19 protein-coding genes are annotated in these 16,955 nt (G+C 38.7%); 13 read left to right on the forward strand and 6 right to left on the reverse strand.

The annotated features are described in order from the left end of the window. The first annotated feature begins 118 nt into the window (after nucleotides 1-118). From trxA to ACK1I8_RS02870, 7 genes are all read left to right on the forward strand, one after another. Entirely contained in the window at nucleotides 119-439 is a 321-nt protein-coding gene (trxA, locus tag ACK1I8_RS02840) for a thioredoxin (protein WP_039482143.1), read from the forward strand. 139 nt (nucleotides 440-578) lie between these two features. Next, the gene (locus ACK1I8_RS02845; protein WP_412467838.1) at nucleotides 579-1,793 is read left to right on the forward strand and encodes a PQQ-dependent sugar dehydrogenase; all 1,215 of its coding nucleotides are present in this window, start codon (nucleotides 579-581) and stop codon (nucleotides 1,791-1,793) included. A gap of 480 nt (nucleotides 1,794-2,273) precedes the next feature. Further along, nucleotides 2,274-2,993, forward strand: coding sequence for a M15 family metallopeptidase (locus ACK1I8_RS02850; RefSeq protein ID WP_412467839.1), 720 nt, complete (start codon nucleotides 2,274-2,276; stop codon nucleotides 2,991-2,993). Next, nucleotides 2,983-3,513: a hypothetical protein gene (locus ACK1I8_RS02855; RefSeq protein ID WP_412467840.1), complete on the forward strand. Its 531-nt coding sequence runs from the start codon at nucleotides 2,983-2,985 to the stop codon at nucleotides 3,511-3,513. Before ACK1I8_RS02850 ends, ACK1I8_RS02855 begins: the two co-directional genes overlap by 11 nt. Nucleotides 3,514-3,818: 305 nt before the next feature. Further along, nucleotides 3,819-4,736 carry a DUF58 domain-containing protein gene (locus tag ACK1I8_RS02860; RefSeq protein WP_412467841.1) on the forward strand — a complete coding sequence of 306 codons (918 nt, stop codon included), beginning with the start codon at nucleotides 3,819-3,821 and terminating at the stop codon, nucleotides 4,734-4,736. Nucleotides 4,737-4,804: 68 nt separating this feature from the next. Then, entirely contained in the window at nucleotides 4,805-5,266 is a 462-nt protein-coding gene (locus ACK1I8_RS02865) for a redoxin domain-containing protein (RefSeq protein WP_412467842.1), read from the forward strand. Nucleotides 5,267-5,269: 3 nt separating this feature from the next. Then, nucleotides 5,270-5,788 carry a DsbA family protein gene (locus ACK1I8_RS02870; protein WP_412467843.1) on the forward strand — a complete coding sequence of 173 codons (519 nt, stop codon included), beginning with the start codon at nucleotides 5,270-5,272 and terminating at the stop codon, nucleotides 5,786-5,788. A gap of 63 nt (nucleotides 5,789-5,851) precedes the next feature. Here ACK1I8_RS02870 and ACK1I8_RS02875 read toward each other — a convergent pair whose 3' ends face one another. Continuing rightward, nucleotides 5,852-6,301, reverse strand: a complete 450-nt coding sequence (locus ACK1I8_RS02875) for a hypothetical protein (RefSeq protein ID WP_412467844.1) — start codon at nucleotides 6,299-6,301, stop codon at nucleotides 5,852-5,854. Between the two features lie 389 nt (nucleotides 6,302-6,690). Between ACK1I8_RS02875 and ACK1I8_RS02880 the strand changes: the two genes are divergently transcribed. Next, nucleotides 6,691-8,427 carry a thiamine pyrophosphate-dependent enzyme gene (locus ACK1I8_RS02880; RefSeq protein WP_412467845.1) on the forward strand — a complete coding sequence of 579 codons (1,737 nt, stop codon included), beginning with the start codon at nucleotides 6,691-6,693 and terminating at the stop codon, nucleotides 8,425-8,427. A 115-nt stretch (nucleotides 8,428-8,542) separates the two neighbouring features. On the opposite strand, the gene hppD is transcribed toward ACK1I8_RS02880, so the two are convergent. Then, nucleotides 8,543-9,673, reverse strand: a complete 1,131-nt coding sequence (gene hppD / locus ACK1I8_RS02885) for a 4-hydroxyphenylpyruvate dioxygenase (RefSeq protein ID WP_412467846.1) — start codon at nucleotides 9,671-9,673, stop codon at nucleotides 8,543-8,545. A gap of 190 nt (nucleotides 9,674-9,863) precedes the next feature. Then, on the reverse strand, nucleotides 9,864-11,024 hold the full coding sequence (locus ACK1I8_RS02890; RefSeq protein ID WP_412467847.1) for a homogentisate 1,2-dioxygenase: 1,161 nt from the start codon (nucleotides 11,022-11,024) through the stop codon (nucleotides 9,864-9,866). Between the two features lie 279 nt (nucleotides 11,025-11,303). Between ACK1I8_RS02890 and ACK1I8_RS02895 the strand changes: the two genes are divergently transcribed. The 5 genes from ACK1I8_RS02895 to ACK1I8_RS02915 all read left to right on the forward strand — a co-directional run bounded on the left by ACK1I8_RS02895 (nucleotide 11,304) and on the right by ACK1I8_RS02915 (nucleotide 15,016). Then, nucleotides 11,304-11,759, forward strand: coding sequence for a hypothetical protein (locus tag ACK1I8_RS02895; protein WP_412467848.1), 456 nt, complete (start codon nucleotides 11,304-11,306; stop codon nucleotides 11,757-11,759). 67 nt (nucleotides 11,760-11,826) lie between these two features. Next, complete coding sequence (locus ACK1I8_RS02900; RefSeq protein ID WP_412467849.1) at nucleotides 11,827-12,825, forward strand: fumarylacetoacetate hydrolase family protein; 999 nt, start codon at nucleotides 11,827-11,829, stop codon at nucleotides 12,823-12,825. Between the two features lie 140 nt (nucleotides 12,826-12,965). Then, on the forward strand, nucleotides 12,966-13,349 hold the full coding sequence (locus tag ACK1I8_RS02905; RefSeq protein ID WP_412467850.1) for a four helix bundle protein: 384 nt from the start codon (nucleotides 12,966-12,968) through the stop codon (nucleotides 13,347-13,349). A gap of 149 nt (nucleotides 13,350-13,498) precedes the next feature. Beyond that, nucleotides 13,499-14,386 carry a flavin reductase family protein gene (locus ACK1I8_RS02910; RefSeq protein ID WP_412467851.1) on the forward strand — a complete coding sequence of 296 codons (888 nt, stop codon included), beginning with the start codon at nucleotides 13,499-13,501 and terminating at the stop codon, nucleotides 14,384-14,386. Between the two features lie 24 nt (nucleotides 14,387-14,410). Next, nucleotides 14,411-15,016 carry a YdeI/OmpD-associated family protein gene (locus tag ACK1I8_RS02915; protein ID WP_412467852.1) on the forward strand — a complete coding sequence of 202 codons (606 nt, stop codon included), beginning with the start codon at nucleotides 14,411-14,413 and terminating at the stop codon, nucleotides 15,014-15,016. Here ACK1I8_RS02915 and ACK1I8_RS02920 read toward each other — a convergent pair whose 3' ends face one another. The 3 genes from ACK1I8_RS02920 to ACK1I8_RS02930 form a co-directional block, all read right to left on the reverse strand. Next, nucleotides 15,017-15,562, reverse strand: a complete 546-nt coding sequence (locus tag ACK1I8_RS02920) for a C40 family peptidase (protein ID WP_412467853.1) — start codon at nucleotides 15,560-15,562, stop codon at nucleotides 15,017-15,019. 117 nt (nucleotides 15,563-15,679) lie between these two features. Continuing rightward, entirely contained in the window at nucleotides 15,680-16,042 is a 363-nt protein-coding gene (locus tag ACK1I8_RS02925) for a DUF4870 domain-containing protein (protein WP_412467854.1), read from the reverse strand. Between the two features lie 47 nt (nucleotides 16,043-16,089). Continuing rightward, entirely contained in the window at nucleotides 16,090-16,791 is a 702-nt protein-coding gene (locus tag ACK1I8_RS02930; protein WP_412467855.1) for an SDR family oxidoreductase, read from the reverse strand. Between the last annotated feature and the right edge of the window lie 164 nt (nucleotides 16,792-16,955).

Raw genomic sequence — 16,955 nt, forward strand, 5'->3', positions numbered from 1 at the left:
CCTAAACCTTCCACCCTTCACCTTTGTACCCTCTACCTCAAAATAATGTCAAATTGGCATTACAGAATTGGTGGCATTACAATTGAATACCTATATTTGAACATAAAAAAAATTAATTATGGCATTAGAAATCACAGATGCAAACTTCGAGGAGCTTGTATTAAAATCAGATAAACCCGTATTAGTAGATTTTTGGGCAGAATGGTGTGGCCCTTGTCGCATGGTTGGTCCAGTTGTAGAAGAGATCGCTAAAGAATATGATGGTAAAGCGGTAGTTGGAAAAGTAAACGTTGATAACAACCCTCAAATTTCAATGCAGTTTGGTATCCGTAACATTCCTGCTTTATTATACTTTAAAGGTGGCGAAGTGGTAGACAAACAAGTTGGCGCTGTTCCAAAATCGGTATTGGCGGAAAAATTAAACAAGCAATTGGCTTAATAAAGGTTGAAGGTAGCGGGTTTCAGAAAACCCAGCCCCACAACTTCACTAATAATTTTACAGAAACCCAGGTTCATTTGATGGATTTGGGTTTTTTATTGTAAACATAATTTTGTTCCTTTAATAAAAACTAACAATCATGACTGTTCACTTATTTAAAAATAAAACTGTAGGTGTTTTAGTGGCAGGTCTGGCCCTAAACTGTGCAAATATTGCCTGTGTATCGGCGCAGAATCCTGTTGAAACCAATGCACCTTCAGCTGACTATCAACCAGCTTTTACCGGTCAAACCCGGATTGCGGGCGTAAAAACCAAAACTCCTCTGGATGTTACCGTTATTAATGAAAAACTGGAAAATCCATGGGCTATATCGGTACTTCCTGATGGTCGTTTTTTAATTAGTCAAAAACAAGGTACCATGGTTATTTTAAATGCTGATGGGAAAATGAGCAAAAAAATTACCGGTTTACCAAAAGTAGATCCATCCGGTCAGGGTGGTTTATTGGATGTAACCTTAGACCCGAACTTTGCAAAAAATAGAATGATTTATTGGGCTTATGCTGAGCCGCAAGATAAAGGCGTTTTATTGGCCATTGCCAAAGGAAAACTGGCTGCAAGTGAAACTGCTATAGAAAATCAAACCATTATTTACCGGGCTACACCAGCTTATACTGGTAAACTTCAGTATGGTTCTAGAATTGTTTTTGATAAAAACGGGAATTTATTTGTAAGTACAGGCGAACGTTCCGGTAACGATATCAGAATCCAGGCGCAATATTTAAACTCTTCGTTAGGTAAAATTTTGCACCTTACTCCGGACGGAAAAGCAGTAGCAAATGGCCCGTTTGCAGGCAAAGCGGATGCCCGACCTGAAATTTATGCCTATGGTCTCCGTAACCCGGATGGTTTAGCCATTAACCCGCAAACTGGGGATTTATGGGAGGCGGAATTTGGCCCTAAAGGTGGTGATGAGGTCAACATTATCAGGCCCGGCAAAAATTATGGCTGGCCGATTATTACCTACGGAACAGAATACAGCGGAAAAAAAGTAGGTGATGGCATTCAACAAAAAGAAGGAATGGAACAACCGGTTTATTATTGGAATCCAAGCATCTCTCCTGGTTGCATAGCTTTTTATAACAGCAACAATATAGCCGAATGGAAAGGCAATTTGTTTGTAGGCGGTTTAGGTGGCTCGCATATTATCAGATTGGTGATAAAAAATGATAAAATTGTTGGCGAAGAGCGCTTATTGGAAGGTAAAGGCGAACGTTTCAGGGATATGGTTGAAAAAGATGGAGCGCTTTATTCTGTAACCGATAACGGGCATTTGTACAGAATAGCGAAAAAGTAATTAAATTTAATTTTAGTTATTCAGACCTCACAGGTTTCAAAAACCTGTGAGGTCTTTTTTATTATATTCTAAGGCGTTTTTCTGCTTTCACATAAGTTTATTTGTTTTAGGAACCTCAGGCCCGGTCTTTCATTACGGCTTTCTCTCTTGCTGTCCGTTGTAGTTCCCACGAGGCCCGCGGCGACTACGATATCGGGTTTATTCATCACAAATAGTAGTACAATCTTTGCCACCTAAACCCGACCGTAGCGAGATGCCGATTTTTTCAATCGGCAGAAGCGGGGGCTTGCTGATATTTAGTTTAAGAACGTATAAATTGTTTTAATAGCCACCAAATAACGAATTACAAAGCTTAAAATGTTATTTTAAGGATAAACAAACTATTCTAGAGGTAATTATGGCATTTTAATTGCTGAAAAATTATCATTCCCTATTATTTATTGTGATTTCATAACTAGTTGTCAAAACATTAATAATATAATGATGGAATATTCTTTAAGAGAAAAAAGGAATGCAGGTATTTTATTTACTTTTTATGATCCTTTCAAATCATTTCAGGGCTTTAACTCATGTTCGTACTCCAGTTCTTCAATACCTTTGATTATTGATACTATCCACAAGAACTATTTAGTAGAAAAAAAGTTTGCAAAAGGTGGAATGGATATAGATTATTACTACCTTGATTCGCGGACATTTTGGGATAGAAAGAGATTCATTAAGTTCAACAAGAAAGCGAATTCGCTAATGTTAATTGTTGAAAATGGATTACCCAGACATTTAAGGCCAACTTGGGATGACACAACAAATAAAAGAATTTTAACTTTAGATAGAAGGTTGCAGAACCCAGCAAGAGAATTTATCAATACAGTTGAAGAAGAACTTGGGATACGGTTAAGGATTGTACAGGCGTTGAGAACTATCGCTGAACAAAATGCCTTATATAATCAAGGTAGAACAACACCGGGTAATATTGTTACCAATGCAAAGGGAGGTTCAAGTTATCATAATTACGCTTTAGCTATAGATGTGGTAATCGTAAAAGAAGGACAAGCAGTTTGGAGTATTTTGCCGAGAGAAGTTGTTCAGATAGGAGAACAACTTGGATTCGAATGGGGAGGGAATTGGAAGGGCTTTAAAGATTATCCGCATTTTCAGATGACTTTTGGGAAAAGTATTAAAGATTTAAAAAATGAAAAATAGCTTAAAAGGACTTTTAATATTATTAATAGCTGTTATTTGTAGCAGCCCTAATGCCTTTGCTGCTGACAAACATCCAATTAATGATGCGATAGATAGCGCGGCTGTAATCAAAAAAATCAAATCAGATTTTACTTTAATTAATAAACAACTGAAATTTTTTAAAAAGAAAACCAAAGATGTTTCCGGAATGTCGGCAGAAGGTGGCATAGTAACTGGCTATTATAGTAAAGGCAAGCTTAAAAAGGTGCATTGTGTTTTTTATGGCGAGACTGGAAAGACTGAAACCGATTACTACTTAGACAATAAAAGGTTGTTTTTCTTATATAAAAAGGAAACGTTTTATAATAAGCCTATTTATTTGAAAGACTTAAAAATTAAAAAAAGTGTAGAAGCCAGGTATTATCTATTTGGAGATACTGTGATTAAAATTATCATAAAGCCCAATACATCTTTAGTATCATCAATTGCTGAAATAAAAGCTGAGCTGAAGCAAGTTATGGGTATTCTAAATGAAAAATAGCGTTATTTGACCTCGCAGGTTTCAAAAACCTGTGAGGTCTTTTTTGTTATTTTTACGGCGGCAGGTTTTGCGTTAGGGATTGTAAGGGTTCAGTGCCGATCTTTCATCGGTACCGGAGCGCAGCGCAGCCCTGAAAAGCCCGACCCTTGCGTAGCTTGGGGAACGCCCTAATCAGTTCACAATTTCCAATTTGTAATTCGTCGTTTATAATTTATATTTTACAGTCGCACTGTGCTAGACTTTTTAAACTTCTGAAGTGTTGACTAATTTCCGGTTTTTTAATAATCTTTTACTAGCTTTACGATATGCAGGCGGTAAACTACGAGAACGAAACAAGTTATGGTAATTTAGAATTGCTTGCCCAGCAGGTAGTAGAAGGTTTTATTACAGGCTTGCATAAAAGCCCGTTTCATGGTTTCTCGGTTGAGTTTGCCGAACACCGTCAGTACAATAACGGCGATAACGTTAAAAATATAGATTGGAAATTATACGCCAAAACCGATAAACTCTACAGCAAACGTTTCGAAGAAGAAACTAATTTACGTTGCCAGTTTGTGATTGATGTTTCTTCCTCCATGTACTTTCCTGAACCTGAAAACAATAAATTGATATTTTCTATACAGGCCGCAGCGTCTTTAATGTTCCTGTTAAAGAAACAACGTGATGCTTTTGGACTGAGCTTAATTACCGATGAGATCTTATTCAGCTCTCCTGCAAAATCTACAACGGTACATCAGAAATATTTATTTACGCAACTGGAAGAGCTGCTACAAAAACCCAAGGTAAATGCACAGACCAATTTAAGCGAGACGCTGCATCAGGTTGCCGAACTGATCCACAAACGTTCTTTGGTGATTATCTTTAGTGATCTGTTTAATACGCAAACTAATGCCGATAAAACCGATCAGTTTTTTGAGGCACTGCAACACCTGAAATTCAACAAACATGAGGTAGTGGTTTTTAATGTGATTGATAAAAAAAGAGAAGTAGATTTCAATTTTGAAAACCGTCCGTACCAGTTTGTAGACATGGAAACTGGAGAGACCATTAAAGTACACACTAATCAGGTAAAGGAAAATTATATAACTGCGGTTTCTACCTATCGGCAACAGGTTGCACTAAAATGTGCTCAATATAAAATCGACTTAATTGATGCCGATATGAACGGGGGTTTTTATCCGGTTCTTCAGTCTTATTTAATCAAACGGCAAAAATTGGGTTAACATTTTGTTACAAAACAAGGCGGTTTTCGAACTGTTGTATTAATGATTTAAATTTTAAGCTTCCTGATATGTTACAAAAAGGCGATACTGCACCAGATTTTGAATTGAATGCTACCCCCGATCAAAAAATAAAACTTAAAGATTTCAAAGGCAAAAATGTCATCCTGGCTTTTTATCCTGCGGATTGGAGTCCGGTATGCAGCGACCAAATGGCGCTCTATAACGAAATGTTGAAATATTTTACTAAATATGATGCGCAGATTTTTGGTGTTTCTGTTGATAGCGTTTGGTGCCACTTAGCCTTTGAAGAAAATAGAAAACTTCATTTTCCGCTACTGGCTGACTTCGAACCAAAGGGTGCGGTCTCTAAAGCCTATGGTGTATACGATGATGAAGTTGGCGAAAGTAAAAGAGCCCTTTTTGTAATTGATAAAGAGGGTAAAATTGCCTGGAGTTATTTATCACCTGTAGCCGTTAATCCTGGTGCTGATGGTATTTTGGATGCATTGGAAGGCCTAAGTAAGAAATAAACGATGAGTACATTAAAACCGGAAATAAATAGTCAGGATCATATTCAAGGAGATGATTCGGCCAGTGTTACGATTGTCGAATTTGGCGATTATCAGTGTCCATATTGCGGTAATGCCTACCCGATTATGAAAGAAATCGAGGAAACGTTTGGTCATCAGATCAGATTTGTTTTTCGGCATTTTCCTTTAACAAATGCGCATGAATTTGCTTTTCCGGCTGCGATTGCTGCAGAAGCTGCGGATTTACAGGGTAAGTTTTGGGAAATGCACGATGCACTCTACGAAAATCAATATCGTCTCAATGGTGAGCTGTTTGATGAATTGGCCGAAAATATTGGTTTAGATTTGGAGCAGTTTCAACAAGACAGTGCTTCAGAAGAAATCAAACGAAAAATAGAAGATGATTTTGACAGTGGTGTGCGAAGTGGGGTAAACGGAACCCCCTCATTTTATGTCAACGGAACCAAATTTGATGGCGGCGCGACTGATCTCTATCAAATGCTTAAAGAAAGTGCGGAATAAGATACTAATAGTAACCAAGAATTACTATTTAATATAGCTCTGAAAATTTACATGCAAAACCCTTTAATCAATTGTAAAGTTAACAGCTATCGTAAATCTGATACGAAGATTTTTGACGACATGAACTTCGCAATCATCCTTGGCTAAACGTTGGGAGATGGTGAGAGATTGATTAGGTTTAAGGTTAATTTTCTGCTTTATGTCGTACGACTTATCGCAACCTTTAGGCACATGTCCATCCAGGAGAAAGGAAATATCGGTTATTGTTTTTTTAGTTGTGTTTTTAATCGTGATGTAGGCAAATGTTCCGAAATCATCATGTGTATATTTAATGTCTTTTACGTAAACCGTATTTCGCCTGTTGGTGGTATCGTTTAATATTGGTTTAAATAATTGAGATTTTTGAACAACAGTAGTTTTAGCCTGCTTTACCTCTTTGCTTATTTCCTGAAACGGCGTTTTAAAAGCCCCGCAACAAATGATTGTGAATATTCCTAATACTTTCGTGAGCATAATTTAGTTATTATGATTAACCTAAGTTATTACTTCTTTAGAAATAAAGCGCTTGCAACTGCATTTTAAAATTTAAATAAAAAAAACCTCATATATTTTGCAATACATGAGGTATCAGATAAGGGTAACCGGAAAACTAAAAAACTAATTATGAGTTTTTAGAATTTAACAAAATTGAAATCGCTTCGTGTTTTGTTATTTCAAAGGTGCACTTCATTTATGAAGTTTTAGTGAAGAAACTTCATGCAGCTATCGTAGCTTTACTAATGTTACATTTGATGTAAAGTCTTTTCAAGGTCAGATTGGTTGTTTTTGCTTTCGGCTTAAAACAATAAATCAGCTTCTACTATTTATTAGCTAGATAGAATCCATCATTAAAAAATATTTCCATGGGTAAAAATGTTGCAGAACAACTGGTTGAAATGCTGGTTGAGGTTGGCGTAAAAAGAGTTTATGCCGTTACCGGAGACAGTTTGAATTATTTTAACGACGCTGTAAGAAGAAATGGCCAGATTAAGTGGATCCACGTACGTAATGAGGAGGTGGGGGCTTTTGCCGCCGCTGCCGAAGCCGAACTTGACGGAATTGCCTGTTGTGCGGGTAGCTGTGGTCCCGGCCATGTACACTTAATTAACGGTCTTTATGATGCACACCGAAGCCATGTGCCAGTAATTGCCATTGCCTCCACCATTCCAACAGGCGAATTTGGAACGGACTTTTTTCAGGAAACAAATACCATAAAATTATTTGACGATTGTAGCTACTATAACCAGGTAGCCACCACTGCCGAACAGGCACCCAGGATGTTTCAAACGGCTGTTCAGCATGCCATTCATAAAAAGGGCGTTGCCGTTTTTGGCCTGCCTGGCGATGTAGCCCAACTGGATGCTGTAGATAGCGTAACTTCTATGCAATTATTCAACAATAAGCCGGTTGTCCGTCCTTCCGATCAGGAGTTGAAAGATTTAGCAGACCTGCTTAACAGCGAAAAGAAAATGATGCTTTATTGCGGTATAGGTGCCTCAGAAGCACATGATGAGGTGGTAGAATTAGCAGCTAAACTTAAAGCACCCGTAGGATTTTCTTTCAGGGGGAAAATGGGCATACAGTATAATAATCCTTATGAAGTAGGGATGACAGGACTTTTAGGACAACCTTCCGGCTACCATGCCATGCATGAGGCCGATGTGGTGGTTTTACTGGGAACCGATTTTCCTTATGTAAATTTTATGCCGGTTAAGAACAAAATTGTACAGATTGACGAAAAACCTGAACGATTGGGCAGGCGAGCTAAACTGACCATGGGTTTATGCGGGAACATCAGCGATTCGATAAAGGCGTTATTACCTCTGCTTACTGAAAGGAAAGATGAAGATTTCTTAAAATCTCAATTAGAATTTTATCAGAAAGTTAAGGAAAGGCAGCAGGTTTATGTTAAAGATCAGGGTGAAGAAAATAAAATCCAGCCTGAATTTGTAGCCGAAACGATCAACCGTCTGGCGGCTGATGATGCCATTTTTACCGTTGATACGGGGATGTGCTGTGTTTGGGGAGCGCGTTTTATAGATGGAACGGGCAAACGCAAAATGCTGGGTTCTTTTAACCATGGCTCTATGGCGAATGCCATGCCAATGGCCATTGGCGCTGCATTGGCACATCCTGAACAACAGGTAATTGCACTATGTGGCGATGGTGGCTTATCTATGCTCCTGGGCGATCTGGCAACTATTAAACAGTATAAGTTGCCTATAAAACTGATTGTTTTTAATAATAGGGCTTTGGGTATGGTGAAACTGGAAATGGAGGTTGATGGTTTGCCGGATAATGAAACGGATATGGTTAATCCCGATTTTGCATTAGTAGCACAGGCCATGGGATTTAAAGGAATGACGGTAACCAAACCGGAAGAAGTGGAAACAGCAATCAGTTATGCGCTCAATGAAAATGGTCCTGTTTTGTTAAACATCATGACCAATCCGAATGCTTTGGCAATGCCCCCAAAAGTAGAATGGGAGCAGATAAAGGGCATGACAGAATCAATGGCAAAACTGATGCTGGGTGGAAAAATGAGTGAGGTTTTGGATACGATAAAATCGAATTATAAACACTTGGGAGAGGTGTTATAAACTAAGAAAACGTCATCTCGAGCGGAGTGCAACGTAGTCGAGAGATCTGCCTAGATAGATCTCTCCATTCCACTGCGTTTCAGTCGAGAGGACGGGCTCTTTGGGTATTGAACTGCTATAAATTTCCCCTCAATTCCTGTTCGCGTTCTAACGACTCAAATAAGGCTTTAAAGTTACCTGCGCCAAAGCTTTGCGCACCTTTACGTTGAATAATCTCAAAGAAAAGGGTAGGGCGGTCTTCAACTGGTTTGGTAAAGATCTGCAAAAGATAACCTTCTTCATCGCAATCGACTAAAATGCCCAGGCTCTCCAATAAAGATATTTCTTCATCAATTTTGCCTACACGTTGTGGCATCATATCATAATAGGCTTCTGGCGGAGCACTTAAGAATTCTACACCACGAGATTTTAAATCTTTAACCGTTTTCACAATGTCTTTTGTGGCTACGGCAATATGCTGAACACCTTCTCCTTCATAATATTCCAGGTATTCTTCAATCTGCGATTTCTTTTTACCTTCTGCCGGCTCATTGATCGGGAATTTCGAGTAACCGTTGCCATTACTCATCACTTTACTCATCAAGGCCGAATATTCAGTATTAATCTGCTTATCATCAAAAGATAGAATATTTACAAAACCCATTACATCTTCATACCATTGTACAGCTTCATTCATGCGGTTCCAACCTACATTGCCTACACAGTGATCAATATATAAAAGACCGGTATCTGCAGGTTGATAATCGCTTTCCCAAACACGGTAACCCGGCATAAAAGTACCACTGTAGTTCTTACGCTCGATAAACATGTGTACGGTTTCGCCATAAGTGTAAATCCCACTCATTTTCACCTCACCATATTCATCTGTTAAAGTTTCAGGCTCCATATAGGGTTTAGCACCACGCTTTGTAGTTTCTTCAAAGGCACTATAGGCATCATCTACCCAAAGAGCCAATACTTTCACGCCGTCTCCATGCTTTTTAACGTGTTCTGATATTGGATGATCTGATTTTAGTGCTGTGGTCAAGATCAATCTGATCTTACCCTGTTGCAATACATAAGATGCACGATCGCGCACACCAGTTTCCGGTCCGGCATAGGCTAAGCTTTGAAAACCAAATGCCGTTTTATAATAATGCGCGGCCTGCTTGGCATTACCTACGTAAAATTCGATATAATCTGTTCCGTTAATAGGCAGAAAATCTGGTGCTTTTGATATTTTTTCTGCAAAAGTTTGTGTTTCCATTTGTTTGTTATTATTTAAATCCGAGCTCGGGGGGACGAAGTCGGATGTTTGTTGTTGTTAAATGTTATAAGGTTGAATGGTGTAAAGTTTAAATGCTGGATTATTGCTCACTATCTATTCCCTTTATGCCTGATCCTCGGACCACGGTCTCCGGACTTCCTACTCAAGACTTTGGACTCAAGGCTCCAAACTATCCTTCCTGCCAGCTCTTGTGGTAATCTTCGTCTTCAATATCCAGGGCGTCCTGCGTAAGCATTAAAGGCTTAAAAGGATCGATCATTACCGCCAGCTCCTCTGTTTTTTCTTTTCCGATTGATTTCTCTACGGTACCTGGATGTGGCCCATGCGGAATACCACCCGGATGTAGTGTAATTTGCCCTTTAACCACGCTTTTGCGGCTCATAAAATCACCATCTACATAATAAAGCACTTCATCGCTATCTACATTGCTATGGTTGTAAGGTGCGGGAATCGAGTCGGGATGGTAGTCGTATTTGCGGGGAACAAAAGAGCAAACCACAAAATTGTGTCCCTCGAAAGTTTGATGAACCGGAGGTGGTTGGTGTAAGCGGCCTGTTATCGGCTCAAAATCGTGTATAGAGAAAGCATATGGATAATGATAACCGTCCCAGCCTATATAATCAAAAGGGTGCGTACCATAAGTGTATGGATAAATTAAGCCCTGTTTTTTAATGAGTACTTTAAAATCGCCATATTCATCATGTGTTTGCAGGTTTTCCGGTAGTCTTAAATCACGCTCACAATAAGGCGCATGTTCCATCAACTGTCCATATTGATTCAAGTATCGTTTTGGAGGCCTTAAAGGACTAAAACTTTCTACGATGAACAACCTGTTTTGTTCAGTATCAAATTCCATCTGATAAATGGTTCCTCTTGGGATAATCAGATAATCGCCATAAGCAAATTTGATTTCTCCGAATCCTGTTTTCAGCTTTCCGGAACCTTCATGTACGAAAATCATTTCATCAGCCTGACTATTCTTATAGAAATAATCAGTCATTGATTTTCTTGGTGCAGCCAAAACGATATGCAGATCGCTGTTGACCAGAACAGCCTTTCTGCTTTCTAAAAAATCATCTTCGGGTTTAATGTTAAAACCGATCAGACTGGTGTGTTTCAGGTGCTTTTCGCGTGCTATTTTTGGCTCAAGACTATAAGGTTCACCCAAGTGTTTTACGATGGTTGGCGGATGGCAATGATAAACCAATGAATATAAACTGGAAAAACCCTCGGTTGATACCAGTTCTTCGGCATAAAGATTCCCATCAGGTTTACGAAAAACCGTGTGACGTTTAGCTGGAATCTGCCCCATTTTATGATAAACAGGCATAATTAAATGGTGTTATGGTGAGAAAGAAAAAATCTTAATGAATTAACAATTAAAACGGCAATGCGTTTCAATTTAAAAAGAAAGGTAAACGAAAATTACAGAGAATATTGAGCCATGATCAGCTTGGATAGCATCTTGTAGCGACGGGCCGCTATAGCGTCGTTGACCAGCGTAATATGTAATGCTTTTAAGATCATGGTTTTAATGATACCAAGGTAAGTATTTTATTTAAAAGTTAAAATTTTAATTATCTTTAATTGCTTACTACACACTATCTCAATGAAATTTATTTTTACATTTTTATTTTTTTTAGCCCTGGGTTACAGCACTTTTGCGCAACAAAAGGCCAGGTACAACATCAGGGTTATAGACCGAAACGGCAAAGGCGTTAGGGGTTCCTTTTATGCAGCGGCAAATGATGGCCTAACCATTATCCGAAACCGGAAGGATACCCTAAAATTGAGCGCCGACAGCATCAGTGCATTAGATATCCATCGCAAAGGGATTGCCGCACCGCTGGCCATTGCCGGAGGTTTAACCTTTTTTGTTTTAGCTGCCAGGAGCGATAAGTTGGTGGAATCAATAGTATTTATTGTCGCGGGTGTGCCGGCTGGCGTATCTGGTGGTTTATTAATCGGTGGTCTACTTTCCAATAAAAAACATTACAAAGGGCTGCAGGCAAAGGATTTTCCTATAATTAAATCAGATCTTCAAAAGTATACCGTATTAAAATAATCACGTTTAAGTTTTATTTTGAATGGGCTAATTGCTTAGCTTTACCGCGTATTTAACCAAATCATATATGAAATTAGTATCCTATAAAACCGAAGACAGGGAGCATCTTGGCATATTTATCGACGGGCATATTTATAATTTAAATAGTTGTGATAAATTGCTTCCGGATAATATGAGTATGTTCCTGCAGGGCGGCGAAGTATTAATGGAAAGAGCAAAAAGGATAGACGATCAGATAAAAGACGGGAGTTTAGCGGCTAAAGAAGAAATTTTTTACGAGATTCTGGCACCTGTTCCACATCCTACGAGTTGCCGTGATGGTTATGCCTTCAGGCAGCATGTTGCTGCGGCACGCAGAAACAGAAAGGTGGATATGATCCCTCAGTTTGATGAGTATCCGATCTTTTATTTCACTAATCACAACGCTATTCAGGGAACAGGGGAAATCGAATGCATGCCAGATCATTTTGATAAGCTGGATTTCGAACTGGAACTAGCCATTGTTATCGGTAAAAAAGGTAGAAATATTAAAGCTGCAGAGGCTGATGAATATATTGCCGGTTATATGGTAATGAATGATATGAGTGCCCGTACTTTACAGATGGAAGAAATGTTACTGAATTTAGGCCCTGCAAAGGGAAAAGATTTTTCTACCGTAATTGGTCCATGGCTGGTAACACCAGATGAACTGTTGCAGTATAAGGTTGCGCCTAAAGAAGGACATGTGGGCAACGCTTACGATCTTAAAATGACCTGCAGGGTAAATGGCATAGAGGTTTCTAAAGGAAATGCTGCCGATATGGATTGGACTTTTGCCGAAATTATAGAACGCTGTGCTTACGGGGTAGATATCCTCCCGGGTGATGTAATTGGTTCAGGAACAGTAGGAACAGGCTGTTTTCTGGAACTGAACGGTACCGGTTTACTGAACGATCCGGATTATAAAGTACAATGGCTGCAGCCTGGTGATGTGGTGGAGATGGAGATAACAGGTTTGGGAGCACTAACCAATACGATAACGAAAGCTGATACGGATTTTTCAATTCTGGCGCTGAAGAAGTCTTAACGTTAAAAGTTCGAAAGCTTTAAGGTTGAATGTTTTGGGCGTATATTGAATTTCAATTAAAGGAATCTTTATTTGTAAGGACCAAATATGTCAATTGAAATTTGATTATATCTTAATAGTTTCATTTATACAGTTTGATAATGGCAAAAGTTGAGAAATTTGAAGATTTAGAAATCTGGCAATTAGCTAAAGAGGTAGGAGTTGAGGCTTACCGTATTTCAGATTCAGAGCCCATGAAATCTGACTTTGGTTTAAAAGATCAGTTCAGGCGAGCAGCAATGTCTATGTCTGATAATGTTGCTGAAGGATTTGAATATAATAATAATCCAGATTTTATTCGCTTTTTGGTTTATGCCAAAGGCTCTTCCGGCGAATTCAGAAATAAACTTATTGTGCTGGAGGAAGCCAAAAAGCTTTCAATTGATGATTTTAAATTTCTTTATGCCAAATGCGTCGAATTTTCTGCCAAAACAAAAAGATTTATCGATTACTTAAGAGATTTTGAGAAGAAAAAGAAGTTTTGAAAAAAGGAATATAATCTTTTGTTTTGTTCTTTAAATCTTTCAACGTTCAGGTAATTAGTGAGTTTAATTAAGGATCCAGAACATTTTCAATATTTCAACATTTAAACCTTTCAACATTTAAACCTTTCAACATTTAACCAAATAAAAACTTGCTAACCCTAAATACTTCAGATTTAACCCCGGTAGAACTGCAAAACTATCTTCAATATGCTATCGCTCCGAGACCGATTTGCTTTGCTTCAACAGTTGATGCTGAAGGACATATTAATTTAAGTCCCTTCAGTTTCTTTAATATGTTCAGTACAAATCCGCCGATCTGTATTTTTTCGCCATCAAGAAGGGTGCGCGATAATACCACAAAACACAGCCTGGAAAATGTACTCCAGGTTAAAGAATGTGTTGTTAATATTGTAAATTACGATATGGTGCAGCAGATGAGTTTAGCCAGTACTGAATATGCCAAAGGTGTAAACGAGTTTGAAAAAGCAGGATTTACCATGTTAAAATCTGATCTGGTTCGGCCACCAAGAGTTGCAGAGGCGCCAGTGCAGTTTGAATGTATGGTAAATGAAGTGATTGCTTTAGGTGATGGCCATGGGGCCGGCAACCTGGTACTGGCTGAAATAAAAGTTATCCATATTAATGAAGCGGTTTTAGATGAAAATGGCAGGATAGATCAGCATAAAATGGATCTTGTTGCACGTTTAGGTGGCGATTGGTATTGCAGGGTCACCAGCGATAATTTGTTTAAAGTGGCAAAACCCTTGGCCAAATTGGGCATAGGAGTAGACCGTTTGCCGCAATCGGTCCGTTTTTCTAAAGTATTAACCGGAAACGATTTGGGTATGCTTGGCAATGTGGAGCAAGTACCTACCGATGAAGAAATTGATCTGATCAGCACAAATCCCGAAGTAAAAGAAATACTTGATGCCACCATTGGCGATAGCACCAACCGCGAAAGGGAACTGCACGAACTGGCCAGGAAGTTTTTGAATATTGGGGATGTAGACCTTGCTTTAAAGATCGTTTTGTTGTAGATTTAATTATAAAAATTTCAGGCCATGCATACCACTGTTCAGGTAGACCAATACATTATCAATTCTGCAGAATTTGCCATTCCCATTTTGGATCATTTCAGGAATCTGGTACATCAAGCCGATGCACGCATCGAAGAGAAGATTAAATGGGGGATGCCGTTCTTCGATTATAAAGGAACGGTTTGCCATATGGCTTCTTTTAAGCATCATTGTGCTTTTGGTTTCTGGAAAGGTGCGTTAATAAATGACGAATATGGTATTTTCAAAGAACGTTCTGAATCCATGGGTTGGTTGGGCAAAATAAAATCTTTTGACGATCTGCCGGCAGATGAAATCCTTATCGCTTACATTCAGCAGGCTATTCAATTAAATGAGGATAATATTAAGCTGCCCTCAAAACCAAAATCCAACGATAAAAAGGAAGTTATCGTGCCGGAATATTTTGCAGAGGCTTTAAATGAAGCACCTGAAGCATTAGCGGTATTCCAGAATTTCAGTCCTTCCAATAAAAAAGATTATATCTTATGGCTGGAAGAAGCCAAAACGGAAGCTACCAGAATGAGAAGACTGGAAACCACCTTAGCCTGGCTTGCGGAAGGCAAAACAAGAATGTGGAAGTATAAAAGATGATTACAGGATACTCACAATTTTCATGAAACGGTCCTTATAATGGCCGTTAAGCTCGGTAATGGTTACCTGATGAGCTTTCCCTGAAGAGGCATGAATAAATTTGATCCCGTTTTCATCAATCGAATAAACAATCCCCACATGACCGATCCTTCTTATTCTGGAATTTGTACCGGTAAAAATCAACACATCGCCCACTTTTGCATTTTCTAAACTGGTTTCTTTACCAGCATAGCTAAACTCTCTAGAAGAACGTGGCACTTTGAAACCGAAATTACTGAAAACATAACTTACAAAACCAGAACAATCAAAACCAACTTTTGGGTTGCTCGTAGCATAACGATATGGAATCCCTAACATGCTTTTGGCAAAATCGATAAGGGTTGTAGAGTTTGTAGTAGAGTGGTTTTCGGTAACCGTAGTGTTTTTCGGAAGATTGGCTACTAATTTCTTTACCAGTTCCTGGTATTGCACGGGGATGATTGTTTGGGCTTTTCCTGCCGTGGCAGACAAAATGAAAAACAAAATCGGGACTATTATTTTCTTCATATGTTGGGGCCAAAGATATGAAAAATATGTTAAGTGTATTAAAATGTTGAAAACCAGTTAAAACAAAAAAAAGTCCGGATTAACATATCCGGACTTAAATGAAGTATTCAGCTTTAATTAAATATTTTGGAACATGGTTTGAGCCTTGTCGCTAACTAAGGGAAGGGGTTTTAATTCACCGTTGTTTGCACTTACAGCACCGAGAATAATTAAAATCAGGTAGGCAATATAAATTACGTAACTTAAGTATCCGAATAAGGCAGTTGGCACGATCATAATCAATACGGTTACGGCCACGTTAAGTACAATTATAGCCAGATGAAGCAATAAGGATTGCCTTAAGTGGTAACTGGACAGGGGCGTTTTCTTGTCTTTGTACATGGCAAAGTACGATATTAGCCAACCGATCAGAAAGATGTAACTCACCACAGCGGCACTTTTGCCACTGTCGACGGTTTTAAAAGGAGAATTTGTTTCCATAGATTTTTTTAGTTTTTCGATGCTGCAAATTACTAAAAAATATCATATTAAGGGGTTGTAACTGCTACAGGTAAAATTTTTCCATTAAAAAATTTATGTCCGGTTTTAGAAAAATCAGCAACATATTTTCCCATTTCAAAAGCCATTACAGGACTTTGGTAGCCAGGGAAAGCTGCTTCCAGCATTTCTGTTTGTGCTGATCCTAAGGCAAGGCAATTCACTTTAATTCCCGTTTCTGCCAATTCAAAAGCCAAACATTCCGTTAGCGTGTGCAAGGCTGCCTTACTGGCTGAATATGCGGAAAGTCCGGGGAATTTAACGCTCCCCTGAAAGCCACCCATACTGCCAATGTTTACAATGTGGCTTCCGCTTTGCATTAAAGGCAAAATATTTTGTATCATTCTGAAATGCGCAATCACATTGCGCTGTAACATCTCGCCTAGATCAGTTTCTGTCGTTTCCAAAAACGGTTTATTAATTAAAGCTCCCGCATTATTGATCAGGATATCTATTGTACCTAAGCGTTCTTTCAAAAAAGGAATCAGTGCAGCATAATCATCGTTTATGATGTCAAATTCTACCGGCAAAAGTGTGCAATCTGGATTAATGCCACGGGCAATCTCCAGCAGTTTGCGCAGTTTATCAGCCGAACGGGCAATGGCAACAATCTTGTTTTCTTTATGTAAGCTAAACTCTAAAGCGGTTTCGAAACCAATTCCGCTACTGGCCCCTGTAATTATAATGTTCATTGTAAAATGTAAAAATTGATGTAATGATAAAAGGTTGAAATGTTCCGAACCTGATGACTCAAAGTTAGGAAAAAAAGAGTAAGTCGACTAAAGCCTGGCTTGTGACAAGGATTAGAAAATAGGGATCACATCACTTACTTTATTCTATTACGTTGAAATTTGGT

It is taken from the genome of Pedobacter sp. KLB.chiD, from assembly GCF_047040275.1.
In the GTDB taxonomy this organism is placed as follows: domain Bacteria; phylum Bacteroidota; class Bacteroidia; order Sphingobacteriales; family Sphingobacteriaceae; genus Pedobacter.

Bases quoted from the DNA above. Each gene is read 5' to 3' on its own strand.
- ACK1I8_RS02845 (WP_412467838.1), top strand. From the start codon at position 579: ATGACTGTTCACTTATTTAAAAATAAAACTGTAGGTGTTTTAGTGGCA.
- ACK1I8_RS02875 (WP_412467844.1), bottom strand. From the start codon at position 6,301: ATGCTCACGAAAGTATTAGGAATATTCACAATCATTTGTTGCGGGGCT.
- ACK1I8_RS02900 (WP_412467849.1), top strand. From the start codon at position 11,827: ATGAAATTAGTATCCTATAAAACCGAAGACAGGGAGCATCTTGGCATA.
- ACK1I8_RS02890 (WP_412467847.1), bottom strand. From the start codon at position 11,024: ATGCCTGTTTATCATAAAATGGGGCAGATTCCAGCTAAACGTCACACG.
- ACK1I8_RS02915 (WP_412467852.1), top strand. From the start codon at position 14,411: ATGCATACCACTGTTCAGGTAGACCAATACATTATCAATTCTGCAGAA.
- hppD (WP_412467846.1), bottom strand. From the start codon at position 9,673: ATGGAAACACAAACTTTTGCAGAAAAAATATCAAAAGCACCAGATTTT.
- ACK1I8_RS02930 (WP_412467855.1), bottom strand. From the start codon at position 16,791: ATGAACATTATAATTACAGGGGCCAGTAGCGGAATTGGTTTCGAAACC.
- ACK1I8_RS02855 (WP_412467840.1), top strand. From the start codon at position 2,983: ATGAAAAATAGCTTAAAAGGACTTTTAATATTATTAATAGCTGTTATT.
- ACK1I8_RS02925 (WP_412467854.1), bottom strand. From the start codon at position 16,042: ATGGAAACAAATTCTCCTTTTAAAACCGTCGACAGTGGCAAAAGTGCC.
- ACK1I8_RS02865 (WP_412467842.1), top strand. From the start codon at position 4,805: ATGTTACAAAAAGGCGATACTGCACCAGATTTTGAATTGAATGCTACC.
- trxA (WP_039482143.1), top strand. From the start codon at position 119: ATGGCATTAGAAATCACAGATGCAAACTTCGAGGAGCTTGTATTAAAA.
- ACK1I8_RS02880 (WP_412467845.1), top strand. From the start codon at position 6,691: ATGGGTAAAAATGTTGCAGAACAACTGGTTGAAATGCTGGTTGAGGTT.
- ACK1I8_RS02920 (WP_412467853.1), bottom strand. From the start codon at position 15,562: ATGAAGAAAATAATAGTCCCGATTTTGTTTTTCATTTTGTCTGCCACG.
- ACK1I8_RS02870 (WP_412467843.1), top strand. From the start codon at position 5,270: ATGAGTACATTAAAACCGGAAATAAATAGTCAGGATCATATTCAAGGA.
- ACK1I8_RS02850 (WP_412467839.1), top strand. From the start codon at position 2,274: ATGATGGAATATTCTTTAAGAGAAAAAAGGAATGCAGGTATTTTATTT.
- ACK1I8_RS02905 (WP_412467850.1), top strand. From the start codon at position 12,966: ATGGCAAAAGTTGAGAAATTTGAAGATTTAGAAATCTGGCAATTAGCT.
- ACK1I8_RS02895 (WP_412467848.1), top strand. From the start codon at position 11,304: ATGAAATTTATTTTTACATTTTTATTTTTTTTAGCCCTGGGTTACAGC.
- ACK1I8_RS02860 (WP_412467841.1), top strand. From the start codon at position 3,819: ATGCAGGCGGTAAACTACGAGAACGAAACAAGTTATGGTAATTTAGAA.